Annotated in this window: 11 protein-coding genes; 9 read left to right on the top strand and 2 right to left on the bottom strand. The window is 68.2% G+C overall.

Annotation, left to right across the window (positions count from 1 at the left end; translation table 11 throughout):
- The first annotated feature begins 11 nt into the window (after positions 1 to 11).
- The 3 genes from trpB (at position 12) to UK23_RS16225 (ending at position 2,693) form a co-directional block, all read left to right on the top strand.
- The gene (gene trpB / locus UK23_RS16235; RefSeq protein ID WP_045312358.1) at positions 12 to 1,232 is read left to right on the top strand and encodes a tryptophan synthase subunit beta; all 1,221 of its coding nucleotides are present in this window, start codon (positions 12 to 14) and stop codon (positions 1,230 to 1,232) included.
- Entirely contained in the window at positions 1,232 to 2,026 is a 795-nt protein-coding gene (gene trpA / locus UK23_RS16230; protein ID WP_045312357.1) for a tryptophan synthase subunit alpha, read from the top strand. Before trpB ends, trpA begins: the two co-directional genes overlap by 1 nt.
- A gap of 106 nt (positions 2,027 to 2,132) precedes the next feature.
- Positions 2,133 to 2,693: a Uma2 family endonuclease gene (locus UK23_RS16225; protein ID WP_045312356.1), complete on the top strand. Its 561-nt coding sequence runs from the start codon at positions 2,133 to 2,135 to the stop codon at positions 2,691 to 2,693.
- On the opposite strand, the gene UK23_RS16220 is transcribed toward UK23_RS16225, so the two are convergent.
- On the bottom strand, positions 2,690 to 3,838 hold the full coding sequence (locus UK23_RS16220) for an FAD-dependent monooxygenase (RefSeq protein ID WP_045312355.1): 1,149 nt from the start codon (positions 3,836 to 3,838) through the stop codon (positions 2,690 to 2,692). The genes UK23_RS16225 and UK23_RS16220 overlap by 4 nt on opposite strands.
- 133 nt (positions 3,839 to 3,971) lie before the next feature.
- On the opposite strand from UK23_RS16220, the gene lgt reads away from it, so the two are divergent.
- From lgt to UK23_RS16205, 3 genes are read left to right on the top strand one after another with little or no spacing between them, the layout of a single operon-like run.
- Complete coding sequence (gene lgt / locus UK23_RS16215; RefSeq protein WP_063778077.1) at positions 3,972 to 4,958, top strand: prolipoprotein diacylglyceryl transferase; 987 nt, start codon at positions 3,972 to 3,974, stop codon at positions 4,956 to 4,958.
- A 3-nt stretch (positions 4,959 to 4,961) separates the two neighbouring features.
- Complete coding sequence (locus tag UK23_RS16210; protein WP_045312354.1) at positions 4,962 to 5,624, top strand: response regulator transcription factor; 663 nt, start codon at positions 4,962 to 4,964, stop codon at positions 5,622 to 5,624.
- 48 nt (positions 5,625 to 5,672) lie between these two features.
- Positions 5,673 to 7,022: a sensor histidine kinase gene (locus UK23_RS16205; RefSeq protein WP_045312353.1), complete on the top strand. Its 1,350-nt coding sequence runs from the start codon at positions 5,673 to 5,675 to the stop codon at positions 7,020 to 7,022.
- Here the strand turns inward: UK23_RS16205 and UK23_RS16200 are convergent.
- Positions 7,012 to 7,911 (bottom strand): TAXI family TRAP transporter solute-binding subunit, encoded by a 900-nt coding sequence (locus tag UK23_RS16200; protein ID WP_045312352.1) that lies wholly within the window; start codon positions 7,909 to 7,911, stop codon positions 7,012 to 7,014. The genes UK23_RS16205 and UK23_RS16200 overlap by 11 nt on opposite strands.
- Positions 7,912 to 8,022: 111 nt before the next feature.
- On the opposite strand from UK23_RS16200, the gene dctA reads away from it, so the two are divergent.
- From dctA to UK23_RS16185, 3 genes are all read left to right on the top strand, one after another.
- Positions 8,023 to 9,369: a C4-dicarboxylate transporter DctA gene (dctA, locus tag UK23_RS16195; protein WP_045312351.1), complete on the top strand. Its 1,347-nt coding sequence runs from the start codon at positions 8,023 to 8,025 to the stop codon at positions 9,367 to 9,369.
- A 500-nt stretch (positions 9,370 to 9,869) separates the two neighbouring features.
- Positions 9,870 to 14,393: a glutamate synthase large subunit gene (gene gltB / locus UK23_RS16190; RefSeq protein WP_045312350.1), complete on the top strand. Its 4,524-nt coding sequence runs from the start codon at positions 9,870 to 9,872 to the stop codon at positions 14,391 to 14,393.
- Positions 14,386 to 15,891, top strand: coding sequence for a glutamate synthase subunit beta (locus tag UK23_RS16185; RefSeq protein WP_045312349.1), 1,506 nt, complete (start codon positions 14,386 to 14,388; stop codon positions 15,889 to 15,891). Before gltB ends, UK23_RS16185 begins: the two co-directional genes overlap by 8 nt.
- The last annotated feature ends 12 nt before the right edge of the window (positions 15,892 to 15,903 follow it).

Here is a 15,903-nt window from a genome sequence, read left to right as displayed (position 1 = left end):
GGAGCAGTTCGATGGGCCAGTTCTCGCCCACGCCGCACGATCCCGACGAGCGTGGCCACTTCGGCCCGTGGGGTGGCCGGTTCGTCCCGGAGGCCCTGATCGCGGCGGTGGACGAGCTGGCCGCCGAGTACGACAAGGCGCGCATCGACCCGGACTTCGTGAACGAGTTCCAGCGCCTGCTGAAGGACTTCGCGGGCCGTCCGTCGCTGCTGACGGAGGCGCCGAAGTTCGGTGAGCACGCCGGGACGCGCGTGTTCCTCAAGCGCGAGGACCTGAACCACACCGGTTCACACAAGATCAACAACGTGCTCGGTCAGGCGCTGCTCACCAAGCGCATGGGCAAGAAGCGCGTGATCGCGGAGACCGGGGCGGGTCAGCACGGCGTGGCGACCGCGACGGCGTGCGCGCTGCTCGGGCTCGACTGCGTCGTCTACATGGGCGAGGTCGACACCGAACGGCAGGCGCTCAACGTCGCCCGGATGAGGCTGCTCGGTGCCGAGGTCATCCCGGTGAAGTCCGGCTCGCGGACTTTGAAGGACGCGATCAACGAGGCGTTGCGCGACTGGGTCGCCAACGTCGACGAGACGCACTACCTGCTCGGCACGGCCGCGGGCCCGCACCCGTTCCCGCTGCTGGTCCGCGACTTCCACCGGATCATCGGCATCGAGGCGCGCGAGCAGATCTTGGAGAAGGCCGGGCGCCTGCCCGACGCCGTCGTCGCGTGCGTCGGCGGCGGGTCGAACGCGATCGGCATCTTCCACGGCTTCATCGACGATCTTGACGTGCGGCTGGTCGGTGTCGAGCCCGGTGGTTCGGGCGTCGAGTCCGGCAGCCACGGCGCGACGCTCACGGCCGGCACGCCCGGCTCACTGCACGGCGCGATGTCGTACGTGATGCAGGACGAGGACGGGCAGATCACCGAGGCCCACTCGATCTCCGCAGGTCTCGACTACCCCGGAGTGGGTCCCGAGCACTCGCACCTCAAGGACATCGGCCGCGCCGAGTACTTCCCGGTGACCGACGCCGAGGCCATGGATGCGTTCGCGCTGCTGTCGCGGACCGAGGGCATCATCCCGGCGATCGAGTCGTCGCACGCTCTCGCCGGCGCGTTGAAGCTGGGCCCGTCGCTCGGACCGGACGGCCTGCTGGTCGTGAACCTCTCCGGGCGCGGCGACAAGGACATGGACACGGCCGTCGCGTACTTCGGCCTCGGGGACGGGGGACAGGCCTGATGTCGCTGGTGTCTGACGTTTTCGCCTCGGCCAAGGCCGAGTCGCGGGCCGCGCTGGTCGGCTACCTGCCGGCCGGCTTCCCGACGGTCGAGGGGTCCAAGGACTACCTGAAGTCGATGATCGACGCGGGCTGCGACCTGCTCGAGATCGGCCTGCCGTTCTCCGACCCGGTGATCGACGGGCCGACCATCCAGGCCGCGGCTGAGCAGGCTCTCGGTGCCGGGTTCCGGGTGCGCGACCTGTTCGACGTTGTGTCGTCGGTGGCCGACGCCGGTGGCCGTGCGGTCGTGATGACGTACTGGAACCCCGTGCTGCGCTACGGCGTGGACGCGTTCGCGCGTGACCTGGCGGCGGCCGGTGGGCTCGGGCTGATCACGCCGGACCTGGTGCCGGACGAGGCCGACGACTGGATGGCGGCGTCCGAGGCGCACGGGCTCGACCGGATCTTCCTGGTGGCGCCGTCGTCGACCGAGGACCGCATCGACATGACGGCCCGTGCGTCGTCCGGCTTTTTGTATGCAACCGCGGTCATGGGCGTCACCGGTGTTCGCGACGTGGTGTCGTCCGCGGCTCCTGAGCTGGTCGCGCGGGTTCGCGAGCACTCCTCGATCCCGGTCGGCGTCGGGCTCGGGGTGAAGTCCGGGGCGCAGGCCGCCGAGATCGCCGGGTACGCGGACGGTGTGATCGTCGGGTCGGCGTTCGTGTCGGCGGTGAACGACGGTGGTGACGCTGCCGTGCGCGCGCTGGCCGCTGACCTGGCGAAGGGTGTGCGTTCAGCAGCCGCCATCGTGTGATGGCATGGAGTTCCTCCAAGCGCGATCTTGGCTGTATGCGCAAGCCAGCAACCCGCCCGGCGTGCCACACTGGTGGTCGCCGGGCGGTTTTCGGAGGTGATGCTCAGTGGCGGCTCCAGCTGAAGCCAAAACCGAGTTCCTGCTGCCCAACCACAAGGGTCCCTGGACGCTCGAAGACGTCCTCGCGTTGCCGGAAGACAACAGTCAGCGCATCGAACTCGTTGACGGGATGCTCTACGTGAGCCCGCTGGGGAGCTACCGGCATCAGCTGCTGGTGGGCAAGATGTTCGCAGCACTGGACAGTGCGTGTCCGCCGGAGTTCGCGGCGACCGTCGAGCTCAACGTAGAGCTGACCACCGGTCGGCTGTTGATCCCCGACTTCACCGTGATCGAACCGTGTGATGCCGACATCACGTTCCCGGTCTCCAACGTGCTGCTCGCGGGCGAGGTGCTTTCGAAGAGCACCCGGCTGAAGGATCTGGTGGTCAAGCGCCAGGTGTATGCCGAAGCCGGTGTGTCCTACTACTTGATCATCGATCCGGTGAAGGACGTTCCAGAGGCGACCTTGCTCGAACTCGGCGACGAGGGTCAGTACATCGAGATTGCACGGAGCGAGAACGGCGTGCTGACGATCAAGCGACCGTTCCCGGTCACCATCACGTTCTAGCCGTAGAGCCACTCCAGCTGTTCGTGCAGGTCAGCCGAGGTCCACGAGGCGAACATCGCGTTGCGGGCGTCGGCGGCGGCACCGGCCGGGTGGTAGACCTCCCGTCCCATCAACCGTGCGACGTGGTGGACGCGCGCGGTCCTCTCTCCACGCAGAGACACGTACCGGGCAAAAGAGCCACTCACGTCCCGTGGATCGAACACCGACGAGAGGCACACGGCGTCCTCCAGCGCCTGGCACGCCCCCTGAGCCGCGTACTGCAGCACGGGGTGGGCGGCATCGCCGAGCAGCACGACGCGCGAGTCCTGCCAGGTCGCAACAGGTGCACGGTCGCACAGCACCCACGCCCGCCACTCGTCGGCCAGTTCCATGATCCGCGCGGCGTCGTCGCACAACGGCCTGAAGTGCCGCACCACGTCCTCGTGCTCGACGGGCTTGCCGGTCATCGGGTCCGCAGCGCCGTTGTCGGTCGTCGCCACGAGGTTCACATACCGTCCACCGGCGATCACATACCAAACGACGTGGTAGCGCGGCCCGGCCCAGAGCGTGACGACGTTCTCCTTGAGCTCGCGCGGCACGTCCGAGGCCGGAATGACCGCCCGGAACGTCGTGTGCCCGGACACCTGCGGATCGCCGTCGCCCACGAGCTGCCTGCGGATCGCCGAACGCAAACCGTCCGCGCCAACCAACGCCGTCCCGTGCACGCGATCGCCCGACCGCAGCACAGCCGTGACGCCTGCAGAATCCTGTATGTAATCCTCGACGCCGCTGTTGACCCGCAGGTCGACGCGCTCGTCGTTCTGGCACGCGTCGAGCAACGGTGTCAGCACGTCGTTGCGATGGACTACTGCATACGTTCCGAACCGCTCCTGGAAAGCGGAGTCGATGGGTAACGAAGAGATCAGCGAACCGGAGATCCCGCAGCGCAGCCGCAACGAGTCCACGTGCACGGCTCGTGAGCGCACCACGGCCCCCACGCCCAGCGAGTCGAGCATGCGGAACCCGTTCGGCCCGACCTGGATACCGGCGCCGATCTCCTCGAACACCGCCGCGGACTCGAGCACCGTGACGCGATGACCGGCCCGTGCCAGTCCGAGTGCCGTAGCCAGACCACCGATGCCGCCACCGACCACCAGGACCGTCATGCGTCCGAGTATCTCGGCTCGGCGATCACGAACTCACTAAGAACCTCATGCGAAGCTCACCTAGGTCGCGAACCCCTAACGAAGGAGCGTCGCAGGGAGACGCGACCGGGCCCACCGGTACGGTGAGCGCGTGTTGAACGGCATCCTGGCCACGATCCCGAGCCCCGACCAAGGTGTTTGGTACCTCGGTCCGCTCCCCATCAGGGCCTACGCGCTGTGCATCATCGCCGGCATCATCATCGCCATCTGGTGGGGTGAGCGCCGCTGGGTGGCCCGCGGAGGCATCAAGGGCGAGGTGACCGACATCGCCGTGTGGGCGGTGCCGTTCGGCCTCGTCGGTGGGCGGCTCTACCACGTCATCACCGACAACCAGAAGTACTTCGGGCCGGGGAAGAACCCGCTCGCGGCGCTCGAGATCTGGAACGGTGGCCTCGGCATCTGGGGTGCGATCGCCCTCGGCGCGGTGGGCGCGTGGATCGGCTGCCGGCGCAAGGGCATCCCGCTGCCCGCGATGGCGGACGCGCTGGCTCCCGGCATCGTCGTGGCGCAGGCCATCGGACGGCTGGGCAACTACTTCAACCAGGAGCTCTACGGCGGCGACACGACGTTGCCGTGGGGTCTGGAGATCTACCGCCGCGTCACGCCGGACGGACGGGACGACGCGCTGGCCGGTGTCGCGGTCGACCACACGCCGATCCAGATCGTGCACCCGACGTTCCTCTACGAACTGCTGTGGAACCTCGGCGTCGCGCTGCTGATCGTGTGGGCCGACCGCAAGTTCCGGCTGGGTCACGGGCGGGCGTTCGCGCTCTACGTCGCGGGCTACACGGCCGGGCGGTTCTGGATCGAGCTGATGCGCACGGACGAGGCGACGCTGATCTTCGGCACGCGCGTCAACGTGTTCGTGTCGGCGCTGGTGTTCATCGGCGCGGTCGTCTACTTCCTCGTCGCCAGGTCGCGTGGCGAGCGTGAGGACATCATCGCGCTGCGAGCCACCGACAAGCCGGCCGACGGGCAACCTGTCGCCGAGCCCGAGGACGTCGTCGCAAAAGAAGACGTCAAGGACGAGAACGACTCCAAGGAACCCGTCAACTCCACGGAGTCCGTCAAACCGGAGTGATCTGTGCGCGTGCTCGTCGTCGAGGATGACGACCGGGTGGCCAGAGGCCTGCTGACCGCGCTGCGGCACGCCGGCTACGAGGTGCATCGGGTGGCCACGGCCGCCGACGCCCTCAAAGCCGCGCCGGCTGACGTCGTGCTGCTCGACCTGGGCCTGCCCGACGGCGACGGCCTGGACGTGCTGCGTGAGCTGCGGCACCGGCCGGGCACGGCGGTGATCACGGTGACCGCCCGCGGTGAGGAGCGCGAACGCGTGCTCGGGCTGCGGGCGGGTGCCGACGACTACGTGGTGAAGCCGTTCGGCACGTCCGAGCTGCTCGCGCGCATCGAGGCAGTGCTCAGGAGAACCCGCACGCACCGCGCGGGACCGGAGAGCGAGGCCCCGGTCGAGGTCGGGCCGCTGCAGATCATCACCTCGACGCGCACGGTCACGCTCGCCGGGCAGCAGCTGTCGTTGACCCGCAAGGAGTTCGACCTGCTGGCGCTGCTCGCCACCCGCAAGGGCGAGGTGGTGAGCCGCGACTTCATCGTCGACCAGGTGTGGCAGGCGCACTGGGAGGCACCGTCGCGGACGCTCGACACCCACATCGCGGCGTTGCGCGGCAAGCTGGGCGAGCACGTCAAGATCGAGACGGTCCGGGGCGTCGGCTACCGCCTCGCCACGTGACGAGGCTCCAAGAGACATCGACTGACAGTTGCGGAACAATCACCGCTGATGCTCCGCCGACTGCTCGTCATCACCGTTCCGCTGCTCGTCGCCCTGGTCGCGGCGCTCGGCATCCCGTTGGCGTCCGCGGTCGTGCAGCGCGAGACCCAGGTCACCTACCTCGACCGGCTCGGTGACGCGCGACGGTTCGCATCGCTCGCGGAGAGCGCGCTGCAGTCCGACCGGCTGGTCGCGCTGGACTTCGAGATCCAGCGCTACGACCAGCTCTTCGACATCCCGGTCGCCCTGGTCAGCGCGGACAAGCGGCTGCTGCTCACCTCGCGGCGCGGCTTCAACCCCACCAACGATCCCGGCGTCGTCGCGGTGCTGAACGAGGCGCTCAACGGCATCCAGCCGGACACCGACTACGCGGGCTGGCCGTGGCGCACCGGGCCGATGGTCGTCGTGGAACCGGTCGGCCGCGACAGCGAGGCGGTCGCCGCGGTCGTCACCATTTCGCAGACCGGTGCTCTGCGCGCCGAGATCCTGCGCCAGTGGGGGCTCATGGCACTGGCCGGTCTCGCCCCGATGCTGGCCGTGGTCGCGGCCGCCTGGCCCATGTCGCGGTGGGTGCTGCGGCCGGTCCGCAGGCTCGACGAGGCCACCGCGGCGGTCGCGGCCGGCAACCTCGACGTGCGAGCGGACGAAATCGGCGGGCCTCCCGAACTGCGCCGGCTCGCACGCAGCTTCAACACCATGGTCGACGTCGTCGGCAAGGCTCTGAACAGGCAGAAGGCGTTCGTCGCCGATGCCTCGCACCAGCTGCGCAACCCGCTGGCCAGCCTGAGGCTCGCTGTCGACAACCTCTCGCCGCACGTGGAAGGCGAGCACGGCCAGGAGGCGCACCAGATCGCCGTCGAGGAGGCCGAGGAGATGGGCCGCGTGCTCGACACGCTGCTCGCCGCCACTCGCCTGGACAGTGCGCGCAAGACCGAGCCGGTCGAGATCGACCAGTTGCTCGTCACCCACAAACCCTCCTGGCAGGCGCTCGCGAAGAAGTCCGGCGTCGAGCTCAAGATCGAGATCCCGGCCGGCCTCACCATGCAGGAACCGCCCGGCGGGCTCGGCAGCGTGCTGGACGAGCTGGTCAGCAACGCGCTGCGGCTCGCCAACGCCACCGAGGTCCGGATCACCGGTCAATCTGGTGAGCTGCACGTCGTCGACAACGGCGACGGCCTGACCGCCGAGGAACGCGAGCAGGCGTTGCACCGGTTCTGGCGGGCCACGAAGCACCAGAACATCGCGGGCACCGGCCTTGGTCTCGCGATCTGCGCCGAGCTGATCGAGTCGGCGGGCGGCTCGTTGACCTTGCACGACGCCGGGCCCGGCCTCGACGTGAAGGTCGCTCTCAGCGCTTGACGGACCGGAACCAGCGCGCGGCACCGTCGTGCAACGGCACCAGCCCGGTCGCTATCCCGGTCCGGACGTTGATCCGCGCCGCCTCCGGGTGACCGCCCACGATCCGCGCGGTCTCGGTGAACACCGTGCGGGTCACGACCTCGACGACGTCCGCGCTCAGCGACTCGTGCGCGAGCAGCAGGTTCGGCACCGCGAAGGTCTTGTTCGACGGCAGCGCCTCGTAGGTCTTCGCGGGGATCGTCGCCGGGATGTACGGGCCGCGGAAGGTGTCCGCGAACTGGATCGCCTCCTGCGGGATGTCGATCAGCCGGACGTTGCCGCGCAGATCGGTGATCGCGGGCGTCGGGATTCCGGTCAGCGCGAGCATCGCGTCGAGCGAGCCTTCGGCGACCCTGCGCGACGCCTCCGCGTGCCCCATGCGTTCGTCCAATGCGGACATGCCGAAGTGGTTCAGCATCCGCGTGGCGGTGAACTCGGTGCCAGATCCCTTGGGGCCCAACGAGATTCGTTTGCCCGCCAGGTCGCGGAAGTGCTCGATCGGCGACACCGACGGCACCGCGATCTGCATGAAGCTGTCGTAGAGCCGCCCGACCGCGCGCACCTTCTCGGGGGCGTCGATGGGGTCCAAAGAGGACAGGGCGAGCTGGGCCCTGCCGGACGCCAGCAGCGCCAGGTTCTCGACGGACGCCCCGGTGGGCAGCGGGATGACCTTGGTACCGGGCAACTGCTCGGCCAGCGCCTCGGCCAGCGCGCCTCCGACCTCGCGGAACACGGCACCGTCCGGCCCTGTCGCGAGCACCAGCTCAGCGGGTGCCTCGACCTTGCGCTGGGTACACCCGGCGAGACCGAGTGCGGCCCCTACCAGAAGTGTGCGACGGCTGAGCGACACAGAAGAAGACTAGCCGTTACGTCAGAGGTGTCTGAAGTTTCCGTGTGTCGGCTTGTAGGTGACCGTGGCGCGGCTCACCCTCACTCCCAACGCGAAGTTCAAGGAGGAACCGTGGCGACCACGAGCACAGGCCGCAAACCGATCTACAAGCACCTTTACTTCTGGGTGCTGGTCTCCATCGTGCTGGGCGCGGCCGTCGGCTTCCTGTTCCCCAAACAGGCGTCCGAGATGAAGTGGCTCGCCGACCTGTTCGTCAACCTCGTCAAGGTCGTCATCGCGCCGACCATCTTCGCGACGATCATCGTCGGCATCGCGGGTCTCGGAAACCTGGCGAAGGCCGGCGGGCTGGCGCTGCGCACGATTCTCTACTTCACCGCGATGACCACGGTCGCGCTGGCGATCGGCCTCATCGTCGTCAACATCGTGGCGCCGGGTCACCACGGTGGTGAGATCGCGCTGAACGAGGCGGCGGCCAAGGACACGCTGAAGTCCGCGTCGACCGCCGAGACCGGAGTCACCGGCTTCATCCTGAGCCTGGTACCGAAGTCGTTCGTCAGCGCTTTCACGGACGGTCAGCTGATCCAGGTCCTCGTGGTCGCGATCCTCGTGGCCGTCGCGGTCGCCGGCATGGGCGAGCGCGGTGCCAAGGTCGTGTCCGCGATGGAGACGCTCTCCAAGGTCATGTTCGGCATCATCAAGATCGTCATGTACGCGGCGCCGATCGGTGCCTTCGGCGGCATCGCCTACACCGTCGGCAAGTTCGGCGGCGGCATCCTCAGCAAGCTGCTGTGGTTGATGGGCTCGTTCTACCTGACGTGTCTGCTGTTCATCATCGTCGTGCTCGGCATCGTGGCGCGGATCGCGGGCTTCAGCCTGCTGAAGTTCCTGCGCTACATCAAGGACGAGATCCTGATCGTGCTCGGCACCTCGTCGTCCGAGTCGGTGCTGCCGCGCATGATGGTCAAGCTGGAGGCGGCGGGCGCGCAGAAGTCGGTCGTGGGCCTCACCATCCCGACGGGCTACTCGTTCAACCTCGACGGCACGTGCATCTACCTGACCATGGGCGCCATCTTCATCGCCCAGGCCACCGGTCACGACGTGTCGATCGGTGTCCAGATCGGCCTGCTGCTGTTCATGCTGATCGCGTCGAAGGGCGCGGCGGGCGTCACCGGTGCCGGCCTCGTCACCCTGGCCGCCTCGCTGCAGGCGTTCGAGGCGCACTCGGCCATCCCCGCGGTCGGCATCGCGCTGATCGTCGGCATCGACCGCTTCATGTCCGAGGCCCGCGCCATCACCAACGTGATCGGCAACGGTGTCGGCTCGCTCGTGGTCGCCGCCTGGCAGAAGGGGCTCGACAAGGAGCGTCTCACCGAGGTCCTGGACAACCCGGACCTGGTCGACGTGGACGACCTGCTCGAGAAGCAGCACGCCGAGGACAAGCTCGCCGCTGCTCACTAGAGGAACGTCCGTGACCGGGGGCGTCTCTCCCCGTCTCCGGTCACGAGACCAGCAAGCTCCATGAATGCCGAGGTCCCGTTCTCCCCGCATGCGGCGCGGGGTGAACGGGACCTCGGTCTTTTGCACGTGAACGAAAGCCGGTGAACGTCCACTAACTGAGACGGGACGGCGCGGACCAGGCAGAACACTGCGCTACCCAGCGGAACCAGTGTCAAACCGTGATTGTCACGCAGCTCTCATCAGCACAGTCGATGTTGAACGTTCAGTTACGCTTACGCGGCCGTAACGAAGCTCGACGTTCGCTGCAATGTCGCTCAGCGCTGGGAAATCGTTACGCTTCCATGACCTAGATCACCCATTGGCGGGTGTCCCTGGGTTTCGCGGCTGTTAAAGTCGCGTCAACACGCGGGCCATCGTCGTCCCGTGCTCCCACCTGTTGGTTCGAGGTCTGAGCACGAGGACTTTGTTCTTTAGCGAGGACGACGAAGGAGGTCTGCGCAGTGATCTTCTCCGCCATCCCCGGCCCCCAGGGTCTTTACGACCCGGCTGATGAGCGCGACGCCTGTGGTGTCGCCATGGTGGCCGACATCCAGGGCAGGCGTTCCCACGGCATCGTCGTCGATGCCCTGACGGCGCTGGCCAACCTGGAGCATCGTGGTGCCGCGGGCGCCGAACCCACCTCGGGTGACGGTGCAGGCATCCTTCTTCAGCTGCCGGACGAGTTTTTGCGAGCGGTCGTCGAGTTCGAGCTGCCGGAACGCGGGCAGTACGCGGCGGGAATCGCCTTCCTGCCGTTTGAATCCGAAGAACGTGTCGCCGCAATGCAGGACATCGAGCGCATTGCCGAAGAGGAGAACCTCGTTGTTCTCGGCTGGCGCGATGTCCCGGTCGACGCCGAGAAGGCGAACGTCGGCCCGACCGCCATGTCCGTGGCGCCGCACTTCGCGCAGCTCTTCGTGAAGGGCACGCGGGACGAGGCCGGCATCGCCCTCGACCGCCTGGCTTTCTGCCTGCGCAAGCGGGTGGAGCACGAGGGCAGCGTGTACTTCCCGTCGCTGTCCGCGCGCACGATCGTCTACAAGGGAATGCTGACGACCGAGCAGTTGCCGGCGTTCTTCCCGGACCTGCACGACGAGCGCCTCTACACGGCGATCGCGTTGGTGCACAGCCGTTTCTCCACGAACACGTTCCCCTCGTGGCCGCTCGCGCACCCGTTCCGGTTCGTCGCGCACAACGGTGAGATCAACACCGTCCGCGGCAACCGCAACCGCATGCGCGCCCGCGAGGCGTTGCTGGACAGCGATCTCATCCCGGGCGACCTCGCGCGGCTCTTCCCGATCTGCGACCCCGACGGGTCGGACTCGGCGTCGTTCGACGAGGTGCTGGAACTGCTGCACCTCGGCGGCCGCAGCCTGCCGCACGCGGTGCTGATGATGATCCCGGAGGCGTGGGAGAACCACGCCACGATGGACCCGAAGCGCCGGGCGTTCTACCAGTTCCACGCCTCGCTGATGGAGCCGTGGGACGGTCCGGCGTGTGTCACGTTCACCGACGGCGAGCTCGTCGGCGCGGTGCTCGACCGCAACGGCCTGCGCCCGGCCCGCTGGTGGCAGACCAAGGACGGCCGGGTCGTGCTGGCGTCCGAGACCGGTGTGCTCGACGTGCCGTCCGACCAGGTCGTCGCGAAGGGGCGCCTGCAGCCCGGTCGCATGTTCCTGGTGGACACCACGCAGGGCCGCATCGTCGACGACGAGGAGTTCAAGTCGGGGCTGGCCACGGAGAAGCCCTACGACGAGTGGCTGCACGCCGGTCTGCTCGACCTCGCCGACCTGTCGGACCGCGAGCACGTGGTGCAGAGCCACGAGTCGGTCGTGCGCCGCCAGCTCACCTTCGGCTACACCGAGGAGGAGCTGCGGATCCTGCTCACGCCCATGTCGATCACGGGTGCCGAGCCGCTCGCCTCGATGGGCACGGACACGCCGGTCGCGGCTCTCAGCCAGCGTTCCCGGTTGCTCTACGACTACTTCGTGCAGAACTTCGCGCAGGTCACCAACCCGCCGCTGGACGCGATCCGCGAGGAGATCGTCACGTCCGTCAAGCGCGTGATGGGCCCTGAGCAGAACCTGCTCGACCCCGGCCCGGTCTCGTGCCGCCACGTGACGCTGGACTACCCGGTCATCGACAACGACGAGCTCGCCAAGCTCATCCACATCAACGACGACGGCGACCTGCCGGGCTTCGCGTGCACCGTCCTCTCCGGACTGTACGAAGTGGACGGTGGCGGCGAGGCGCTGACCGCGGCGATCGAGCGCGTGCGTCGCGAGGCGTCGGAGGCCATCGCGAACGGTGCTCGCACGCTGGTGCTGAGCGACCGCGACTCCGACCACCGGATGGCGCCGATCCCGTCGCTGCTGCTCGTTTCCGCGGTGCACCACCACCTGGTGCGCACCAAGGAACGTCTGCGCGTCGCGCTGGTCGTCGAGTCCGGTGACTGCCGCGAGGTCCACCACGTCGCCGCGCTGCTGAGCTACGGCGCCGCCGCGGTGAACCCGTACCTCGCGTTCGAGACGATCGAGGACCTGATCAGCCAGGGCGCCATCACCGGTGTCCCGGCGCACAAGGCGATCCGCAACTACGTCAAGGCGCTCGTGAAGGGCGTCCTGAAGATCATGTCGAAGATGGGCATCTCGACCGTCGGTGCCTACACCGCGGCGCAGATCTTCGAGGCGGTCGGCCTGTCCAACGACCTGCTGGACGAGTACTTCACCGGCACGCAGTCGAAGCTCGGCGGTGCCGGTCTCGACGTGCTCGCCGAGGAAGTGGCGCTGCGCCACCGCCGGGCGTTCCCGGACAACCCCACCGACCGCGCGCACCGCAGGCTCGAGGTCGGCGGCGAGTACTCGTACCGCCGCGAGGGCGAGCTGCACCTGTTCACGCCGGAGACGGTGTTCCTGTTGCAGCACGCCACGAAGACGCGCAAGGAGGACGTCTTCCGCCAGTACACGGCGGAGGTCGAGCGCATCTCGCGGCAGGGCGGCACGTTGCGCGGCCTGTTCAAGTTCCGCACCGAGGGCCGCACGCCGATCCCGATCGACGAGGTCGAGCCGGTCAGCTCGATCGTCAAGCGCTTCAACACCGGCGCCATGTCGTACGGCTCGATCTCGGCCGAAGCGCACGAAACCCTTGCCATCGCGATGAACCGGCTCGGTGGCCGGTCCAACTCGGGTGAGGGCGGCGAGGACCGCGAGCGCTTGTACGACCCGGAGCGGCGTTCCGCGGTCAAGCAGGTCGCGAGTGGACGGTTCGGCGTCACGAGCGAGTACCTCGTGAACTCCACGGACATCCAGATCAAGATGGCGCAGGGCGCGAAGCCCGGCGAGGGCGGCCAGCTGCCCGGTTTCAAGGTCTACCCGTGGATCGCGCGCACCCGGCACTCGACGCCCGGCGTGGGTCTCATCTCCCCGCCGCCGCACCACGACATCTACTCGATCGAAGACCTGGCGCAGCTCATCCACGACCTGAAGAACGCGAACGAGCAGGCGCGCGTTCACGTGAAGCTGGTCTCGTCGATCGGCGTCGGCACGGTCGCGGCGGGTGTCGCCAAGGCGCACGCGGACGTCGTGCTGATCTCGGGCTACGACGGCGGCACCGGTGCTTCGCCGATGAATTCGCTGAAGCACGCCGGCACGCCGTGGGAGATCGGGCTCGCCGAGACGCAGCAGACGTTGCTGCTCAACGGTTTGCGCGACCGCATCACCGTGCAGGTCGACGGTGCGATGCGCACCGGCCGCGATGTTGTCGTGGCAGCGCTGCTGGGCGCTGAGGAGTTCGGCTTCGCGACCGCGCCGCTGATCGTCGCGGGCTGCGTGATGATGCGCGTCTGCCACCTGGACACGTGCCCGGTCGGCGTCGCCACGCAGAACCCGGACCTGCGCGCCCGCTACACCGGCCAGGCCGACCACGTCGTGAACTTCTTCGAGTTCATCGCGCAGGAAGCCCGGGAGCTGCTGGCGGAGCTCGGTTTCCGCACGATCGACGAGGCCGTGGGTCACGCCGAGCTGCTCGACAAGGACGACGCGATCGAGCACTGGAAGACCGAGGGCCTGAACCTCGAGCCGGTGTTCGAGGTGCCGGAAACCCCGTACCCGACGGCGAAGCGCAAGATCCGCGACCAGGACCACGGCCTGGACAAGGCCCTGGACCGCACGCTGATCCAGCTCGCCGAGGCGGCGCTGGAGGACGCGCACCAGGTGAACCTGGAGCTGCCGGTCCGCAACGTCAACCGCACCGTCGGCACGCTGCTCGGCGCCGAGGTCACCCGTCGCTACGGCGGCGAGGGCCTGGAGGACGACACGATCCGGGTGAAGCTGACCGGATCCGCCGGCCAGTCGCTCGGCGCGTTCCTGCCGCGCGGCATCACGCTGGAGATGGTCGGCGACGCGAACGACTACGTCGGCAAGGGCCTGTCCGGTGGGCGGATCATCGTCCGGCCGCACGACGACGCGCCGTTCCGCGCCGAGGACCAGGTGATCGCGGGCAACGTGATCGGCTACGGCGCGACGTCCGGTGAGATCTTCCTGCGCGGCCGCGTCGGAGAACGGTTCTGCGTTCGCAACTCCGGCGCTCTGCTGGTGGCTGAAGGTGTGGGCGACCACGCGTTCGAATACATGACCGGTGGCCGGGCCGTGGTGCTCGGGCCGACCGGGCGCAACGTCGCGGCCGGCATGTCCGGCGGCATCGCGTACGTGCTCGACCTGGACCCGTTGTCGGTGAACCAGGAGATGGTGCAACTGCAGCGCCTCAACGCCGAGGACCTGCGTTGGCTCAAGGACGCCATCACCAAGCACCACAAGGCGACGGGTTCCGCCGTCGCCGCGTCGCTGCTCGGTGACTGGACCCGGCGGGCCGGTGCGTTCACGAAGGTCATGCCCGGCGACTTCCAGCGAGTGATGGACGCGATGCGCCTCGCTCGGGCTGAGGGCCGGGACGTCGACCAGGCTGTCATGGAGGCGTCTCGTGGCTGATCCACAGGGTTTCATGAAGTACTCCCGCGCCGACGCGCCGAAGCGTCCGAAGCCGGAACGCTTGCAGGACTGGAACGAGGTCTACCTCCACGAGGAGCCTGCCGAGCGCAACGCCGCCGTGCGCACGCAGGCGACCCGGTGCATGGACTGCGGCATTCCCTTCTGCCACAGCGGAACCGCGGGCTGTCCACTCGGGAACCTCATCCCCGAGTGGAACGACCTGGTGCGCCGCGGCGACTGGGAGCTCGCCTCGGACCGTTTGCACGCCACCAACAACTTCCCGGAGTTCACGGGTCGTCTGTGCCCGGCGCCCTGCGAAGCCGCCTGTGTGCTGGCGATTTCTCACGATGCCGGTGGTGCCGTCGCGATCAAGCGGGTCGAGGAGACCATCGCGGACATGTCGTGGGAGAACGGCTACGTCCAGCCTTCTCAGGCCACGGTGTCTTCAGGCAAGCGCGTTGCTGTGGTGGGTTCCGGTCCGGCTGGATTGGCCGCCGCTCAGCAGCTGACCCGCGCCGGGCACGAAGTCGTTGTGTACGAACGGGATGACCGGCTCGGTGGCCTGCTCCGGTACGGCATTCCCGAGTTCAAGATGGAGAAGAAGGTCCTCGACCGGCGGTTGTCGCAACTTCGCCGGGAAGGAACTCGCTTCGTGACCGGCTGCGAGGTCGGCGTCGACATCACGGTCGAGCAGCTGCGCGCCGAGTTCGACGCGGTGGTGCTGGCCGTGGGTGCTTTGCGCGGCCGGGACGACAAGACGACTCCTGGGCGTGAACTGGCCGGCGTGCACCTCGCGATGGACCACCTGGTGCCCGCGAACCGGGCCGTCGAGGGCGACGGCCCGTCCTCGATCTCGGCTGCCGGTAAGCACGTCATCGTCATCGGCGGCGGCGACACGGGCGCCGACTGCTACGGCACCGCGACCCGTCAGGGCGCGCTGTCCGTGACGCAGCTCGACCAGTACCCGATGCCGCCTTCGGTGAGGGACGACGACCGCTCGCCGTGGCCGGTGTGGCCGCACATCCTGCGCACCTACCCGGCACACGAGGAGGCGGGCGAGCGCCGCTTCACCGTGGCGGTCCGTCGTTTCGTGGGCGACGACGACGGCCACGTGCGCTTCATCGAACTGCAGCAGGTGCGCGTCGAGAAGGACTCGTCCGGCCGCCGCTCGGTGATCCCGGTGTCGGACGAGGTCGAGGTGCTGCCGGCGGACATGGTGCTGCTGGCGATCGGCTTCGAGGGCGTCGAGCACATGCGTTTGCTGGACGACCTCGGAATCTCCCTGACCACGCGCGGCACCATCTCGTGCGGCTCCGACTGGCAGACTTCGGCGCCGGGCGTGTTCGTGTGCGGTGACGCCCACCGCGGCGCATCCCTCGTGGTGTGGGCGATCGCGGAGGGGCGGTCCGTGGCTCATGCCGTGGACAACTTCCTGACGGGGTCGTCGAACCTGCCCTCGCCTGTTATTCCGAACCAGCTTCCGCTCGCTGTGGTCTGACAACGGCGTTCG

Source organism: Lentzea aerocolonigenes, assembly GCF_000955955.1.
Classification (GTDB): domain Bacteria; phylum Actinomycetota; class Actinomycetes; order Mycobacteriales; family Pseudonocardiaceae; genus Lentzea; species Lentzea aerocolonigenes_A.
The sequence above is the reverse complement of the archived record's forward strand: the minus strand, read 5'-3'. Positions and strand labels throughout refer to the sequence as shown.

Bases quoted from the DNA above. Each gene is read 5' to 3' on its own strand.
- trpB (WP_045312358.1), top strand. From the start codon at position 12: ATGGGCCAGTTCTCGCCCACGCCGCACGATCCCGACGAGCGTGGCCAC.
- trpA (WP_045312357.1), top strand. From the start codon at position 1,232: ATGTCGCTGGTGTCTGACGTTTTCGCCTCGGCCAAGGCCGAGTCGCGG.
- UK23_RS16220 (WP_045312355.1), bottom strand. From the start codon at position 3,838: ATGACGGTCCTGGTGGTCGGTGGCGGCATCGGTGGTCTGGCTACGGCA.
- UK23_RS16205 (WP_045312353.1), top strand. From the start codon at position 5,673: ATGCTCCGCCGACTGCTCGTCATCACCGTTCCGCTGCTCGTCGCCCTG.